Origin of the sequence: Derxia gummosa DSM 723 (genome assembly GCF_000482785.1) — a bacterium.
GTDB classification, from domain to species: Bacteria; Pseudomonadota; Gammaproteobacteria; order Burkholderiales; family Burkholderiaceae_E; genus Derxia; species Derxia gummosa.
On record NZ_KI519500.1, the window covers coordinates 52,060 to 68,043 of the forward strand.

Sequence of the window (15,984 nt, forward strand, 5' to 3'; positions counted from 1 at the left end):
ACTCGATGGTTCCGCTCAACCAGAAGTACAAGGGAGTTGCCATGCCGAAGACGCCGTTCAACACGCTCAAGAACTTCAAGATCGGCGAGAAGGTCGCGAAATTCCATTCGCTGCCCGCGCTCGAAAAGACACTGGGCCTGCCGGTGAGCCGGCTGCCGGTGTCGATCCGCATCGTGCTGGAGTCGGTGCTGCGCAACTGCGATGGCCGCAAGGTGACCGAGGAGCATGTGCGCCAGCTCGCCGCCTGGCAGCCGAACGCGCCGCGCACCGAGGAGATTCCCTTCGTCGTCGCGCGCGTGGTGCTGCAGGACTTCACCGGCGTGCCGCTGCTGGCCGACCTCGCGGCGATGCGCAACGTCGCCGCCGACCTCGGCCACGACCCCAAGACGATCGAGCCGCTGGTGCCGGTCGATCTCGTGGTCGATCACTCGGTGATGATCGACCACTACGGCAGCAAGAAGGCGCTCGACCTGAACATGAAGCTGGAGTTCGAGCGCAACCGCGAGCGCTACCAGTTCATGAAGTGGGGCATGCAAGCGTTTGACAGCTTCAGCGTCGTGCCGCCGGGCTTCGGCATCGTGCACCAGGTGAATCTGGAATACCTCGCGCGCGGCGTGCACAAGGGTGGCGACGGCGTGTACTACCCCGACTCGCTCGTCGGCACCGACAGCCACACGACCATGATCAACGGCATCGGCGTGGTGGGCTGGGGCGTGGGCGGCATCGAGGCCGAGGCCGGCATGCTCGGCCAGCCGGTGTACTTCCTCACGCCCGACGTGGTGGGCTTCGAACTCACCGGCAAGCTGCGCGAGGGCGTGACCGCCACCGACCTCGTGCTCACGATCACCGAGCAGCTGCGCCGCGAGAAGGTGGTGGGCAAGTTCGTCGAATTCTTCGGGCCGGGCACGGCGAGCCTGTCGGTGCCCGACCGCGCGACCATCGGCAACATGGCGCCCGAGTACGGCGCGACGATGGGCTTCTTCCCCGTCGATGAAAAGACGGTCGAGTACTTCAGGGGCACGGGCCGCACCAAGGGCGAGATCGCGGCCTTCGAGGGCTACTTCCGCGCGCAGAAGCTGTTCGGCGTGCCGATGGCCGGCGACATCGACTACACCAAGGTGGTGACGCTCGACCTCGGCACGGTCACGCCCTCGCTGGCCGGCCCCAAGCGGCCGCAGGACCGCATCGAGATCACCAATCTCAGCAGCAGCTTCAGCGAGCTGTTCAGCAAGCCGGTGAGCGAGAACGGCTTCAACCAGCCGGCCGACAAGCTCGGCCAGACCTTCACCACCGACGACGGCATCGCGCTGCGCAACGGCGACGTGCTGATCGCCGCGATCACCTCCTGCACCAACACCAGCAACCCGAGCGTGCTGCTCGCCGCCGGCCTGCTGGCCAAGAAGGCGGTCGAGGCCGGCCTCAAGGTGAAGAAGCACGTCAAGACCTCGCTCGCGCCCGGCTCGCGCATCGTCACCGAATATCTCGACAAGGCGGGCCTGCTGCCCTGGCTGAGCAAGCTCGGCTTCGACGTGGCTGCCTACGGCTGCACGACCTGCATCGGCAACGCCGGCGACCTGACGCCCGAGATCAACAAGGCGATCATCGACAACGACCTCGTGGTGGCGGCCGTCCTCTCGGGCAACCGCAACTTCGAGGCGCGCATCCATCCGAACATCAAGGCCAACTTCCTGGCCTCGCCGCCGCTGGTCGTGGCCTATGCGATCGCGGGCAACGTGACGGTCGATCTCATGACCCAGCCCGTGGGCAAGGGCAAGGGCGGCAAGCCGGTGTACCTCGGCGACATCTGGCCGACGAGCGACGAGATCGCCAGGCTCATGAAGTACGCGATGAACGGCAAGGCCTTCCGCGACAACTACGCCAAGGTCGATGCCGAGCCCGGCAAGCTGTGGGAGAAGATCAGCGGCACGAGCGGCCAGGTGTACGACTGGCCCGCGTCCACCTACATCGCAAAGCCGCCTTTCTTCGACAGCTTCGGCATGGCGCCCGAGGCGGCGGCCAGCGCGATCCGCGGCGCGCGCGTGATGGCGCTGTTCGGCGACTCGATCACCACCGACCACATATCGCCCGCCGGCTCCATCAAGGAAGCCTCGCCGGGCGGCCAGTACCTCGTCGGCAACGGCGTGATGAAGGCCGACTTCAACAGCTACGGCTCGCGGCGCGGCAACCATGAAGTGATGATGCGCGGCACCTTTGCAAACGTTCGCATCAAGAACCTCATGATCCCGCCGCGCGACGACGGCAGCCGCGAGGAAGGCGGGCTGACGCTGTTCCAGCCCTCGGGCGAGAAGATGTTCATCTACGACGCGGCGATGAAGTACATCGCCGAGGGCACGCCCACCGTCATCTTCGGCGGCGAGGAGTACGGCACCGGCTCCAGCCGCGACTGGGCCGCCAAGGGCACCCAGCTGCTCGGCATCAAGGCCGTGGTGGCGCGCAGCTTCGAGCGCATCCACCGCAGCAACCTCGTGGGCATGGGCGTGCTGCCGCTGCAATTCATCGGCGACGATTCGTGGCAGTCGCTCGGGCTGCGCGGCGACGAGCTCATCGACATCGAGACCGACGAGGCGCTGCGCCCGCAGTCGGAGGCGCGGCTCATCATCACCAAGCCCGACGGCAGCCGGACCGAGACCAGGCTGCGCCTGCGCATCGACACGCCGATCGAGGTCGACTACTACCGCCACGGCGGCATCCTGCCCTTCGTGCTGCGGCAGTTGCTGGCGGCCTGAGCGGCGTCAGGGATGCAGCTGGGCGAGGCTCAGCCGCAGCATCTCCACGGCTGCATCCACCTCGGCCAGCTCGATCGTGCCGAGGCCGAACATCAGCCCGCCGCGCTGGCCCGGCCGCACCTGGCAGGCATCGAGCGATTCCAGCGCCACGCCGGCGCGCCAGGCATGGCCCACCAGCCGGCGCGCATCCACCGGGGCGCGGAACATCGCGCTCAGGTGCAGCCCGGCCACGCTCGGCACCCGCTCCAGCCAGTGCGACAGCACGGTGTCGATGCGCAGCCCGAGCCGTTCGCGGCGCGCGGCATAGGCCTGCTGGGTCCGGCGCACATGGCGCAGCAGCTCGCCACCGTCGATGAAGCGCGCGAGCGCCCATTGCATCGGCGTCGAGGTATGCCAGTCGGTCAGCAGCTTGGCGTTGCAGATGGCGTCGAGCAGGCTCGGCGGCGCCACCACATAGCCCAGCCTCAGGTCGGGCGAGAGCGTCTTGGAAAAACTGCCGACGAAGGCGACGCAGCCGTCATCGTCGACCGACTGCAAGGCGTCGGCCGGCCGGCCCGAATAGCGCAGCTCGCTGTCGTAGTCGTCCTCGATGACGATGGCGCCGAGCGCGCGCGCCCGGTCGAGCAGCGCGAGCCGCCGGCGCGGGCTGAGCGCCATGCCGAGCGGGTACTGGTGCGTGGGCGTGGCATGGATGAGCCGTGCGCCGTCGGGGATCTGCTCCACCACCATGCCCTCGTGATCGACCGGCACCGCATGCACCCGGGCACCGAGCGCGGCGAACAGCATGCGCGCGGGCGCATAGCCCGGGTCTTCCACCGCCACCGCGCAGCCCGGCTCGATGAGGGCGCGCGCCACGAGGTCGATGGCCTGCTGGGCGCCGTTGGTGATGACGATGTCGTCGGCGGTGCAGCGCACGCCGCGCGCGAACGCGACATGGCGCGCGATGGCCTCGCGCAGCATCGGCAGGCCTCGCGCGTCGCCGTAGACGAGGCCGGCGCGGCTGGCCTGGCGCAGCCCCCAGATCACGCAGCGCCGCCATTCGTCCTGCGGGAAGAGCTGGATGTCGGGCCGCCCGGGCAGCAGTTCATGGCGCGCGCGGCTGGCGGTGGCGAGCACGCCGCGCCGCAGCGACGTGGGCTGGCCGCGCCAGCGCTCGGCCACCTGGCTGCCGCCGAGCGGCGGTGGCGGCTGGGCCAGCGGCTGGCGCCGGCCGTAGTCGCTCACATAGGTGCCGCTGCCGATGCGGCCCACCACCAGCCGGTCATAACTCAGGCGCGCGTAGGCCTCGGCCACCACCTTGCGTGACAGGCCGAGCTGGGTGGCGAGTTGTCTGGATGCCGGAAGTCGCTGCCCGGCGGGCAGGTGGCCCGCGCTGATCGCTTCCTTGAGTTGCCGGTAAAGCTGTCCGGTCTGGTCGCTGTCGCCCTCGATGACGACGTGCAACTCCATCGATAGGCCTCCTGCGGATCGGGCCGGCGCGCCGGGGGACGGGCGGCACTCCCGGCATCGGGCCCGGATTGAACCATCGACGGAGTGGCGGGCCGGTCGGGCGGCGGATCAGCGCTGGGCGTGCGCCGCGCCCGCGAACAGGTCCTTCAGCTCGCGGGGCTGGCAGCGCCAGTACTGCGGCGGCGCCGTCACCCGCGCGCCCAGTTCGGCCGCCGCGTGCCAGGGCCAGCGCGGATCGAACAGCATGGCCCGAGCCAGCGCCACCGCATCGGCCGTGCCTTCGGTGATCGCCTGCTCGGCCTGGCGCGCGTCGGTCACGAGGCCGACGCCGATCGTGGGCAGGCCGACCTCGTCGCGCACCCGGCGCGCATGCGGCAGCTGGTAGCCCGGGCCGAGCGGAATCTGCTGGCGCGGCGAGACGCCGCCGGTGCTCACGTGCAGGGCCGCCGCGCCGCGGGCCTTCAGCTCGCGCCCGAGCGCGACCGTGCCGTCCAGATCCCAGCCGCCCTCGACCCAGTCGGTGGCCGAGACGCGCATCCACACCGGCACCGAGGCCGGCAGCGCCGCGCGCACCGCGTCGAACACCTCCAGCGGAAAGCGCATGCGGTTGGCGAGGCTGCCGCCGTAGTCGTCCTCGCGCCGGTTGGCCAGCGGCGACAGGAACTGGTGCAGCAGATAGCCGTGGGCGCCGTGCAGCTCGATCGCCTCGAAGCCGGCATCGACCGCGCGCCGCGCCGCCGCGACGAAGGCGTCACGGATGCGCGCGAGGCCGGCCGCGTCGAGCGCGGCGGGCGGCAGTTCGCCCTCGGCATGGGCCAGGGCCGACGGCGCCAGCGTGGGCCAGCCGCCCGGCTCGCCGGGGCGCAGCTGGCTGCCGCCCTCCCAGGGCACGCGGCTCGACGCCTTGCGTCCGGCGTGGGCGAGCTGGATGGCGAGCGGCATCGCCGAGTGCCGGCGCAGCGAGGCCAGGAGCCGGGCCAGCGCGGCCGCGTGCGCGTCGCTCCACAGGCCGAGGTCGGCGGCGGTGATGCGGCCCTCGGGCGTGACCGCCGTGGCCTCGACGATGAGCAGTCCGGCGCCGGACAGCGCGAGTGTCCCGTAATGCATCAGATGCCAGTCGGCGGGCAGGCCGTCGGTGGCGGAGTACTGGCACATCGGCGCGATGACGATGCGGTTGGGCAGTTCGAGCGGGCCGAGGGCCAGCGGCGTGAAAAGCTTGGGCATGGTGACTCCGGGAGGACGAAGCCCGGCCGGTGCCGCTGGCGAAATGCCGGCCGGACGCGAACGGGCGACGGATGCTGCCCGGGCATGGTTGGCGCGCATCCGGGCGAGGGCAAGAGGCGCGACCGCCGGTTGCGCGGCCGCCGTCGCCTCAGACCACCCGGCCGCCGTCGCCTCAGACCACCCGGCCGGCGATCGCCAGCAGCGCGCCCGCCAGCGCGCTCGCCGCGATCACCTCGATCACGCCGCGCCCGAAGCGGAACAGCGCCAGCGCCGCCGCGACGGCGATGCCGGCCGCCGTCCAGTCCACGCCCCCGGCCAGCCCGGCCGGCCACAGCACATGGGCGCCGAAGGCCAGCGCGAGACTGGCGATCACCCCGACCACCGCCGCCGAGATGGCGGTGAGCGGCGCCGTGAGCCGCTCGCGGCCGTGGGTCGCCTCCACTAGCGGCCCGCCGGCCAGGATGAAGACGAAGGACGGCAGAAAGGTCATCCACAGGACGACGGTGGCCGCCAGCAGCCCGCCCGCGAGCCGCGCCTGCGGCCCGAGCACCGCCTGGTTCCAGCCACCGACGAAGGCCGCGAACACCGACACCATCACCAGCGGGCCGGGCGTGGTCTCGCCCAGGGCGAGGCTGTCGATCATCTGGCGCGGCGTGACCCAGCCCTCGGCTTCGACCATGCCCTGCCAGACATAGGGCAGCACGGCATAGGCGCCGCCGAAGGTCAGCAGCGACGCCCGCGTAAAGAAAAGCCCCATGCGCGCCAGCACCGATCCTGCGCCGAAGACGAGCACCAGCGCCGCCATCGGCAAGGCCCACAGCGCCAGCCCGGCCGCGAGCGTCGATGCCAGCCGCGCCGCCGAGAAGCGCGCATGCGGCGGCGGCGGCGTGCCGTCGTCGATGAGGCAGGGCAATGTCGCGCCTGACGCCGGCCCGTCGGCGGCGGGCGCCACGGCGGCCGAACCGCCGGACGCGGGCGGAATCTGGCCGGCAGCCGACGCCGTGCCCGCCTCGACGCCGAAACGCGCCGGCGCCAGCCACCCGCCGAGCAGTCCGGCCAGCGCCGCGCCACCGATGACCGCCGGATACGGCAGGCCGGCACGGAGCGCGCCGAGCGCCGCCAGCGCCAGCAGCCATAGCGGCCAGCCGCGCAGCACGCGCCGGCCCAGCCGCCAGGCCGCGTGCGCGACGATGGCCGTCACCGCCGGCTTGACGCCATGCAGCAGGCCCGCAACCACCGGCAGCTCGCCCCAGGTCACGTAGGCCGCGCCCAGCAGCATCAGCAGGACGAAGCCCGGCAGCACGAACAGCCCGCCAGCCACCACGCCACCCGCCGTGCGGTGCATCAGCCAGCCCAGATAGGTCGCGAGCTGCTGCGCCTCCGGCCCGGGCAGCAACATGCAGTAGTTGAGCGCATGCAGGAAACGCCGCTCCGAAATCCATCTTCTGCGCTCGACCAGCTCGCGGTGCATGAGCGCGATCTGCCCCGCCGGCCCGCCGAAGCTCACGCAGCCCAGCCGCAGCCAGAACCACCAGGCCTCGCGGCGCGGAATGGCGGGGACGGTGGCGGGCGGCGGGGCGGAGGCGATCTGATGGGGTTCCATGGGCGCGACTGTAGCCAGACAGCGATGACGGGCGCCGCCGGCGCGGGATGATGGCGCCCTGCTCCACCGCCCGCCCGCCGCCATGCACCGACTCGAACTGCGCCTGCCCCCGCCCGTCGTCTGCCTGCTCGTCGCCGCCGCGATGTGGTTCGCGGCGCGCCATCCGCTCGGAGCGCCGCCGCCGACCCTCGCGGCGGTGGCGGTCCTGCAATGGCCCTGCGCGCTCGCCGGCGCCCTGCTCGACCTGAGCGCGCTGCTCGGCTTCCGGCGCGCGCGCACCACCTGGCATCCGCACCGGCCGCAGGCGGCGAGCGCCCTCGTCACCGGCGGCATCTACCGCGTCACGCGCAATCCGATGTACCTCGGCCTCGCGCTGCTGCTCGTGGCCTGGGCGCTGCGGCTGGGCCAGCTCCTGCCCTGGCTCGGGCCGCCGCTGTTCGCGGCCTGGATCACGCGCTTCCAGATCGTTCCTGAGGAGCGCGCGCTGGCCGCGAAGTTCGGCGCGGACTGGGTGGCCTACCGCATGCGGGTGCGGCGCTGGCTGTGAGGCAGCCAACCTCGCCTCGCACCCGCCTGCCCGCCTGCCCGCCTGCCCGCCCGAGCCGCGTCGCGCGCGCCGCGACGACCGGCCATGGCCATCACCCACAAGCCGCGCCCGATGCGCGACCATGACACCGGCGCCACCGCGCCCCGATCACCCGAAACACACGCAGCCCCGGGCCGGCCCGCACGCTCGGCCCCGCCCCCCGCCACCGACCATGACCGACGCCACCCAGCAAGACGCCCCGCGCGACACCATCTACAACCGCCTCGGCGGCGCCGAGGGCGTGCAGCGCCTCGTCGACCGCTTCTACGCGCTGATGGACGAACTGCCCGAAGCCTGGGACATCCGCCAGATGCATCCCGACCTGCCGCGCGCCAACGAAAGCCTGTTCAAGTTCCTGAGCGGCTGGTTCGGCGGGCCGCCACTGTTCGAGCAGGAGCGCGGCCATCCGCGACTGCGCGCGCGCCACTTCCCGTTCCGCATCGGACCGAGGGAGCGTGACCAGTGGATGCTGTGCATGCGCGGCGCGCTCGACGAACAGGTGCCCGACCAGGCCCTGCGCGCCGCCATCCACGGCGCCTTCCAGGACATGGCCACGCACATCATCAACACCGAGACGCCCAAGCCACCGCCGCCGCCCGTCATCGACAACGAGCTGGACGTGATCGACGAGCTGTGCCAGCCCGCGAAGCTGAACATCATCGAACTCGGCTGCGGCGCGGCCCGCGTCGCGCGCGACCTGCTCGACCGCTACCCCGAGGCGCGCATGACCTGCCTCGAGGTGGACGCGATCCAGCACGAGAAGAACCTCGCCAGCCCGCGCGAACGGCTGGAGTTCGTGGCGGCCGGCGCCCAGGCCATTCCCTTTCCGGACGCCGGCTTCGACCTCGCGCTGATGCTCAAGTCGCTGCATCACGTGCCGATGCCGCTGATGGCGCAAGCGCTTGCGGAAGTGGCGCGGGTGCTCAGGCCGGGCGGCATGCTGTACGTGTCGGAGCCGATGTACGAAGGCGCCTTCAACGACATCATCAAGCTCTACAACGACGAGGGTGAAGTGCGCGCCGCCGCCCAGGCCGCGCTCGACGCGGCGCTCGAGGCCGGGCTGTTCACCGAGGTGATCTCGGGCCGCTTCGACGCGCCGCGCGGCTACCGCGACTTCGCCGAGTTCGAGGCGCGGATGATGCGGCCGAGCTTCGCCGACCACCGCATCGACGACGCCAAGCTGGCCGAGGTGCGCGCCGCCTTCGAGCCGCATCTCAAGGACGACGGCGCGAAGTTCCTGCAACCGATGCTGGTGCGGCAGTTCCGCCGCGCCGGTGGCGAGGAGGTGAAGTCATGAAGGCCCGCACCCGCCGCCAGCCGGCGCCGCAAGCCCGCGCGCGCGCCGCGCGCCATGCCGCCGCCCTCGCGCTGCTCGGCGCGCTCGCCGGTGCGCCGCAAGCGTTTGCACAAGCCTCCGGCGAGCACGCAACGGCCGGGGCGACGCCCGCCGCGACGACCGCGCCGGCAGCGGTCGCCACCACATCGGGGCCCGCGTCGGGCACCACGCCCGGCACGGCGCCGGGCGGCAGTGCCGGCCATGGCGCGCCCGTGCTCCAGATCTCGCGCATCGCGTCGAGCGACCCAGACCGCGAGCCGGACGAGGTGATCGCCGCGCGCGCCGCCGCCGCGCGCCGCACCGCCGAATCGTCGATCGCCTGCGCCCAGATCCGGCCCTTCTACTGGGAGATCGGCGACCGCGGCAAGGTGCTGGCCTCGGGCCAGATCGGCCGGCTGTTCAGTGCCGAGACCTCGATGCCCGTCGCCTCGGCGTCCAAGCTCGTCTATGCCGCCTTCGTCGCGCAGGAACGCGACGGCCTGCTGAACGCGACCGACATCGCCGCGCTCAGCCTGCGCAGCGGACAGGTGGGTTTTCGCACCTGCCGCCGCGACGACACGGTGCACAGCTGCGCCGCCCGGCCCGACAACGGCCGGCTCGACGAAGCGGCGGTCGGCAAGTTCGCCTACGGTGGCGGCCACATGCAGGTGCATGCCGACAAGACCATGCATCTGGGCGAACTGGACGGCCCGGCGCTCGCGCGCCTCGTGTCCGACTCGCTCGGCCTGCACACGACGCAGAGTGATTTCAACTACGTCCAGCCCCAGCTCGCGGGCGGCCTGCGCACCAGCCCGCGCGTGTACGGCGAATTCCTGCGCCGCGTGCTCGACGGCAGCCTGGCCATTGGCCGCTGGCTCGACCGGCCGTCGTTCTGCACCAGCCCCGCGCTGTGCCCGACCGAGACGCTGCACAGCCCCTACGGCGGCGACGAGGCGCCGCGCTACTCGATCGGCCACTGGATCGAGGACCGCGAGCACGGCGACGGCGCCTTCAGTAGTCCGGGCGCCTTCGGCTTCTATCCGTGGATCGACGCGACGCGCACCTGGTACGGCATCGTCGGGCGCGCGGCGCTCGGCGGATTGCAGTCGGCGGACGAAGACCAGCGCCCGGCGCGCGCGTCGATGGCCTGCGGCCGGGCGCTGCGGCGGGCCTGGGCGACGAAGGAGGCGGAGCTGTAGCGGTCGGCCGTGTGTCGGCGCGCCGCCGGCTGGCGCGCTTGCCCGGAATGACGACCGCGCACGCCCGGCCGCGCCTGGTCGGGCTCGAGGCCGCGTCAGGCCCGATGGCCGGGCGTGAGGCCGGTCCACCACCCCGGCCTCTCAGCCGCGCCGCCCCAGCACATACCCCCGCACCACCAGATACAGCACCCCGCCGTTGAGCAGATGCCACGCCCAGTGCGTGCCCACCGGCCATCTCTCGCACCAGGCGTTGTCCACGGTGCGCAGCGCAAGCGACAGCAGGAACAGCCCCGCCGCCGCCAGCAGCAGCGCCGGCTCGGGCCGTCGCGCGCGCCAGTGCTCCCACCCCAGCCAGCCCACGAAGGCCACCGCCGACGCATAGCCGAGCGAGCCGTTGAGCCAATGCGCCGGCAGGCTCTCGGCCAGCGCCGACGCGGCCACGAACAGCCCGAGCAGCCCCATCACCGCCACGCGCCGCCAGCCCATCACGTCGCGCGCATACGCGCCCAGGAACACGAACTGGAACAGCGCGATCGGGATCACGTCGGCGAGCAGCGTCGCCCGGTTGGCGAACACGTGGAATGCCGCGCTGCCCACGCCGATCACGGCCACCAGCGCGATCAGCAGCGCCGGCATCGGCCCGCCCGCGCGCTCGCGCCGCGCGAGCCGCCACAGCGCGACGGCGGCGATCAGGAAGGCGAGGTTGGACAGCGCGTTGAGCGGCTCGGCCAGCAGGCCGGGCGCGCTGCGCTCGCAATAGAGGTCGATGGCGGTGGTCGGGTCCATGCCGCCATGCTGCCTGCGGCGCGTGACGCCCGCGCCGGCCGGTCAGCGCTCGCCTTCCACCTTCTTCAGCTCGTCCTTGCGGTCGCGCGACTGGTCGGCCCTGGCGAAATCGTCGGTGCCGGGCAGTTGCACTTCGAGCCGGTCGACCGGCGCCATGCGGGCCTCGGCGCGGTCGATGCGGAGCGTGAGCAGATGGCCGCCGCGCTTGCGGTCGGCGGTCAGCAGATGCCAGTGCCAGCCGGGCACGCTCACGCCCTTGGTGAAGGCGGGACTGCGCAGGCCGACGAGCGTGCCTTCCACGTTCTCGAAGCGGAATACCGATTGCGTCTTCACCAGCTCGGCCAGCGGCTTGTAGGGCCGCGTCTGCGGCGCGATGGCGCGCGCCGTCGCCGCGCTGAAGCGCCCGTCGATGCGCACCGCCTGGAAGTGGTTGAGGTTGCCCAGCTTCGCGTCGAGCAGCGTCTCCAGCTCGGTGAGGCTGGCGATGCCTTCGAGCGGCAGGCTGGCGGTCGGGCGGAAGGGCACGACATAGGCGAGCGGCGTGCGGTCGCTGGCGGGCGCGATCTCGACCGTGTCGTCGGAATGCACGTGGTAGGCGCGGCCGTCGAGCACCACGAGTTCGCCGTCGAGCCGGTTGAAGGTGCCGAGGCCGAAGTCGCCCTTGCCCAGCAGCTCGCCGATGCTCAGCTCGCCGTCGTAGGTGCCGGCAAGCAGCGCGTCGATCGTCGAATAGGCGTAGACGGCCGGCGGCTGGCAGTCGCGGCAGGGCGCCGCCATGCCGGCATGGTCGGCGTCGTGCGCATGGCCGGCGTGGTCATGGCCCGGATGGAAGGCACCGCAGCCGGCCAGGCCGAGGCCGAGCGCGACGGCGAGGCCGAGGGCGCGGAGACGGCCGGCGAACGCCGGGCCGGCGGATCGCGGGTTGGTGGCTCGCGGGTTGGTGGCTCGCGGGTTGGTGGCGGGGCGGGACGGGGCCGGATGGGTCATGCGATGTCTCCTCTCGTGGATGGCTGGCGCGCAAGTGTCGGCACGGGAAGCGCGGCGCGTGGTTGAGCGCCGTCACACCCGCCGCGCATCTGCCCCGTTCGCGCGAGGCCGGACTGACGCGCCCGCGCCACGTCGTCCGTCGCGGGCGTCCCGGCGGGGCTGGCCTCAGGCCGCCGCGTGGCGACGCCGGCGCGCCAGCAGGCCCGTCAGACCAAGGCCGATCGGGCCCAGCAGCAGGATTCCGGGCTCGGGCACCGGCGTGGCGAACACCCCGGTCGTGCCGACGGCGGTCCAGCTCGCGCCGCCGTGCACGACCACCTCGACATAGCGCCCGGTCACCGCGCCGAGGTCGAAGGACAGCTGCTGCCAGGCCGAGGTGTAGCCCTCGTACGAAACCACGGGCGTCAGACCGGACCAGTCATTGGCGATGGGCGTGTCGCTCACGTAGATGCCGCGCCAGCTCCAGCCGTCGGGGGCCTGGTCGATGTGCATCGTCAGGGAGGCCAGCGAATGGCTGCTGCCGAGATCGACCTGCATCCAGCCGTAGCCCCAGTTGCCGCTGTTCCAGTCGCCGCCGTTGAAGGCGCTCTGGGCGGTATGGGTCGCGCCGCCCACGTTCCAATAGGAGCTTTGCGAATAGCTGTCCGCGGACAGGCCGCTGGCGATGGACTGGGCCGCGTGGGCGGGAGCAATGGCCGCGGCGGCGGCGAGCAAGGCGGTAGCGATCAGGTTGCGCATGACTTGACGAGATGGATGGGCTGAGGGAGGGCCGCCACGCCCGGGCGGACGGTGGCGGCGCTGGCCTGCCACGCACCCGGCAGGTGGCCGCTTCCGGACGGGCCGGTGACCACTCGCGGACGGGCAGGCAGGTGCAAGTTCCGGCGCCGGCCCGGTCGGAAACGCGGTGCCGGACAAATCGGACCGCAAGCTTCGGACGTGGTCCGTGCAATCCCGCACTTCGCCGTGGCCTGGCGTCATCGCTCATCGCCACCAGCCACCGGCGTGATGACCCGCGCCACATCGCTTACAACTGCACCCTTGCCTCGCGGCCAACATCCGCGCGCGACATGGCACCTCCCTGCCCGCGCACTCCACCGAGCAACGATGAATTCCTTCCTCCGGCAATTGCTGTCCGACGCCAGCCAGCTGGCGCATTCCGCCGACCTGCAACACGCCGCCGACGCGATGCGCAAGGCCTTCGACGGCCTGCTCCACGGCCACCGCGCCGACGCCATCGACGTGACCGCGCACGAACTGCGCGACACGCCTGCCGCCGCCACGCCCCGCGACGGCGCCACGCCGCCGCGCCTCGGCCAGCTCGTCGAGGGCCGCCATGCCGAGGACGGCGGCGCGCGCCGCTACAAGCTCTTCATCCCGGCGGCCGCCGGCACGCGCCCGCTGCCGCTCGTGGTGATGCTGCACGGCTGCACCCAGGACGAGGACGACTTCATCACCGCCACGCGCATGAACGCCGCCGCGCTCGCCGCCGACTGCTTCGTGCTCTGGCCGCGCCAGTCGCGGCGCGCCAACGGCACGCGCTGCTGGAACTGGTACCTGCCCGCGCACCAGAAGCGCGGCGCGGGCGAGCCGGGGCTGATCGCCGGCATGACGCGCGCGGTGATGGCCGCGCAGGCGATCGACCCGACGCGCGTGTACGTGGCCGGGCTGTCGGCCGGCGGCGCGATGGCCGCCATCCTCGGCGCGGAATATCCCGAGCTGTTCGCGGCCGTGGGCGTGCATTCGGGCCTGCCGCCCGGCGCCGCCGACGACGCCACCAGCGCCTTCGCGGCGATGAGCGGCGGCACGCCGGTGCATCACCACCCGGCCCACCTGCCGCCCACGATCGTCTTCCACGGCGACCAGGACCGCACGGTCGCGCCGGTCAACGGCGAGCGCGTCGCGGCGCTCGCGGCCGGCGGTCTGCCCGCCACGCGCGATACCGCCAGCCTCGGCGGCCGCGACGTGACCCGGCGCGTCTGGCGCGACGCCGCCGGCCATGCGCGCGCCGAGCACTGGCTGGTGCATGGCGAGGGCCACACGTGGTTCGGCGGCGAGCCGCATGCGAGCTTCGCGAGCGGCGCCGGGCCGGATGCGACGCGCGAGATGCTGCGGTTCTTCGGCGAGCAGCGGCTGGCGAAGGCGACGCGCGCGGCCTGAGCCGGCGCGCGCCGGCCGGCCATCACTCCGGCACGAACTCGCGCACCTCGCCACCCATCACGAGCCCGCGATAGCGCGGCGGCGGCGCGAGCTTCCAGTCGTCCGAGCGCAGCAGCGCCGCGCCATCGGCCTTGACCACCTGGAGCCGGCCGACCCGGCGCCAGTGCCGGCCCGGCGCAGGCTGGCCCCAGACCTCGATCGCGCCATAGCCCACCGTGACCACGAGCACCTCGTCGGCGCCGTCGCCGTCGAGGTCGGCGAGGCGCGCGACGCACCTGGGCGCCGTGTCGCCGAAGGTGTGGACGCAGGGCGCGTCCCAGCCCTTCGCGCGCAGCTGGTCGTGCCACTGGCCGAGCAGCAACGGCGGCAGCCCGGCGCCCGCCGGGCGCAGCTCGAAGCGCGCGGCGAACTGCTCGCGCGTGACCGCCGCCTGCTCGACGGGGCGGCGCTCAGGGCCGAGCAGCCGGGAGTGATCGCTCCAGGCCAGCGCGTCGGCGGCGCGCTGGTGGCCCGGATGCGCCGGATCGGCGGCGATGCGGCCGAGCGCCGCCAGCCCGTGCCGGCCCGACTCATGGCGCAGATAGCGCAGCTCGCTGTCCTCCGCCTTCGCGCCGATGCGCGCCGACTGGCTCGCGGCCGTCATGCGCTTGAGGTCGAGCAGCGGGCTGTGCACCGCGAGCGCCAGCGCCACCATCGCCGCCGCGCCGCCCAGGTTCACGCGGCGCCGCCACGCGAGCCGCGCCTCGGCATCGGCTGGCAGCGTGGCGAAGGCATAGCCGCCCGCGTAGCCCGCGAGCAGCAGGCAGGCGATGAGGCCGAAGGCGCGGTCCTCGGTCAGCCCGTACTGGCCGATGCGCAGCGCGAAGGCCCAGGCCGCGAGCGCGGGCAACGCCGGCGCCACCCAGGTTGCAAGCCTTTGCAGCCAGGCCAGCGGCGCGGCCTGCGCCGGCTCGTGGGCGAGGTCCTGCCACACCACGTTGTCGAGCGCCACGAGCGCGAAGCCCAGGCTCAGCAGCAGCCCCGCCGCCATGCGCGTGTGCCACAGCGGCTGCACGCCCTGGAACAGCAGCGCCAGCGCGAACATCACCAGCACCGCCTGCGCCAGCGGCGCGAGCCAGCGCAGCACCAGCAGCACGATGCGCCGCACCGCCGCCACCAGCTCGGGCCGGAAGCGCCCGAGCATCAGCGCGAAGGCAAACGCCGCGCAGCTGAACGGATAGGCGAACCAGCGCCGCAACAGCCATTCGCGCGGCCAGCTCAGGCCGATCGCGCCGAACAGCCCCACGAACAGCCCCACCAGCGCCCAGGCCAGCCCGGCGAAGGCGAAGGCCAGCGCCAGCGACGCCAGATTGGCCCAGGCCTCGTCATGCAGCCGCGCATAGCCCTCGGCGCGCGTCGTGCCGCGCCAGCCTGTCACCAGGAAGGGCAGCGCCACGAACCAGGCCGCGCCCAGCGCCAGCCCGAGGAAGAACACCGAACCGCCCTGCGCCGGCCAGCGCCCGTCCAGCGGCGACACCACCCAGCCCGTGTAGGCCGCGCAGCCCGCCATCGCGAGCGCGACGCCGGCCGCGCGGGCCAGCACCGCCAGCGGCCCCACCCGTCCCGACAGCAGACCGAGCGTGACCGGCAGCACCAGCGTGACCGCATAGAGCGCGAGCAGCAGCGGCGGCCGGTTCCACGGCTCGACACCCTGCTCGACCGCGCCATGCAGCAGCGCCAGGGCCAGCCCCTGGGCCAGCGCGAGCGGCAGCAGCAGCCGCGCCGGGAGGGCCGGCGGCGGCGCGGGCGGCGACACAAACGACGGCAAGGACGGATCCGGCATGACGGCCGGCGAAGACGGGCTGGGCAGCAAGGCGGCACTCCGGCAAGGCAAAGCCGCGATGATCGGCGACCGCGCCGCCGCGCGGCGGACTTTCCCGATCGCCCGCGCG

The 15,984-nt window shown here is 72.9% G+C and carries 12 protein-coding genes; 5 read left to right on the forward strand and 7 right to left on the reverse strand.

Going from position 1 to position 15,984, the window contains the following annotated elements:
• Nucleotides 1–41 precede the first annotated feature (41 nt).
• Nucleotides 42–2,747, forward strand: a complete 2,706-nt coding sequence (gene acnA / locus H566_RS0121365; protein ID WP_028313040.1) for an aconitate hydratase AcnA — start codon at nucleotides 42–44, stop codon at nucleotides 2,745–2,747.
• Nucleotides 2,748–2,753: 6 nt separating this feature from the next.
• On the opposite strand, the gene pdxR is transcribed toward acnA, so the two are convergent.
• The 3 genes from pdxR to H566_RS0121380 all read right to left on the reverse strand — a co-directional run bounded on the left by pdxR (nucleotide 2,754) and on the right by H566_RS0121380 (nucleotide 7,023).
• The gene (gene pdxR / locus H566_RS0121370) at nucleotides 2,754–4,196 is read right to left on the reverse strand and encodes a MocR-like pyridoxine biosynthesis transcription factor PdxR (protein WP_028313041.1); all 1,443 of its coding nucleotides are present in this window, start codon (nucleotides 4,194–4,196) and stop codon (nucleotides 2,754–2,756) included.
• 108 nt (nucleotides 4,197–4,304) lie between these two features.
• Complete coding sequence (locus H566_RS0121375) at nucleotides 4,305–5,420, reverse strand: NADH:flavin oxidoreductase/NADH oxidase (protein ID WP_028313042.1); 1,116 nt, start codon at nucleotides 5,418–5,420, stop codon at nucleotides 4,305–4,307.
• Between the two features lie 172 nt (nucleotides 5,421–5,592).
• Entirely contained in the window at nucleotides 5,593–7,023 is a 1,431-nt protein-coding gene (locus tag H566_RS0121380) for a chromate transporter (protein WP_051379126.1), read from the reverse strand.
• A gap of 82 nt (nucleotides 7,024–7,105) precedes the next feature.
• On the opposite strand from H566_RS0121380, the gene H566_RS0121385 reads away from it, so the two are divergent.
• The 3 genes from H566_RS0121385 to H566_RS26905 all read left to right on the forward strand — a co-directional run bounded on the left by H566_RS0121385 (nucleotide 7,106) and on the right by H566_RS26905 (nucleotide 10,123).
• Entirely contained in the window at nucleotides 7,106–7,570 is a 465-nt protein-coding gene (locus H566_RS0121385) for a methyltransferase family protein (protein WP_028313044.1), read from the forward strand.
• Between the two features lie 211 nt (nucleotides 7,571–7,781).
• Nucleotides 7,782–8,906, forward strand: coding sequence for a globin domain-containing protein (locus H566_RS0121390; RefSeq protein ID WP_342668740.1), 1,125 nt, complete (start codon nucleotides 7,782–7,784; stop codon nucleotides 8,904–8,906).
• A complete protein-coding gene (locus H566_RS26905; protein WP_051379127.1) occupies nucleotides 8,903–10,123 on the forward strand; it encodes a hypothetical protein in 1,221 nt (406 codons plus the stop codon). Before H566_RS0121390 ends, H566_RS26905 begins: the two co-directional genes overlap by 4 nt.
• Before the next feature lie 141 nt (nucleotides 10,124–10,264).
• Here H566_RS26905 and H566_RS0121400 read toward each other — a convergent pair whose 3' ends face one another.
• From H566_RS0121400 to H566_RS0121410, 3 genes are all read right to left on the reverse strand, one after another.
• Nucleotides 10,265–10,909: a ceramidase domain-containing protein gene (locus tag H566_RS0121400; RefSeq protein ID WP_028313046.1), complete on the reverse strand. Its 645-nt coding sequence runs from the start codon at nucleotides 10,907–10,909 to the stop codon at nucleotides 10,265–10,267.
• A 42-nt stretch (nucleotides 10,910–10,951) separates the two neighbouring features.
• Nucleotides 10,952–11,896 (reverse strand): acetolactate decarboxylase, encoded by a 945-nt coding sequence (budA, locus tag H566_RS26910; protein ID WP_051379128.1) that lies wholly within the window; start codon nucleotides 11,894–11,896, stop codon nucleotides 10,952–10,954.
• Nucleotides 11,897–12,061: 165 nt separating this feature from the next.
• Nucleotides 12,062–12,634 carry a hypothetical protein gene (locus tag H566_RS0121410; protein ID WP_028313047.1) on the reverse strand — a complete coding sequence of 191 codons (573 nt, stop codon included), beginning with the start codon at nucleotides 12,632–12,634 and terminating at the stop codon, nucleotides 12,062–12,064.
• A 366-nt stretch (nucleotides 12,635–13,000) separates the two neighbouring features.
• Between H566_RS0121410 and H566_RS0121415 the strand changes: the two genes are divergently transcribed.
• The gene (locus H566_RS0121415) at nucleotides 13,001–14,053 is read left to right on the forward strand and encodes an extracellular catalytic domain type 1 short-chain-length polyhydroxyalkanoate depolymerase (RefSeq protein ID WP_028313048.1); all 1,053 of its coding nucleotides are present in this window, start codon (nucleotides 13,001–13,003) and stop codon (nucleotides 14,051–14,053) included.
• Between the two features lie 22 nt (nucleotides 14,054–14,075).
• Here the strand turns inward: H566_RS0121415 and H566_RS0121420 are convergent, their stop codons facing one another.
• Nucleotides 14,076–15,860, reverse strand: coding sequence for a DUF4153 domain-containing protein (locus H566_RS0121420; protein ID WP_169732570.1), 1,785 nt, complete (start codon nucleotides 15,858–15,860; stop codon nucleotides 14,076–14,078).
• Between the last annotated feature and the right edge of the window lie 124 nt (nucleotides 15,861–15,984).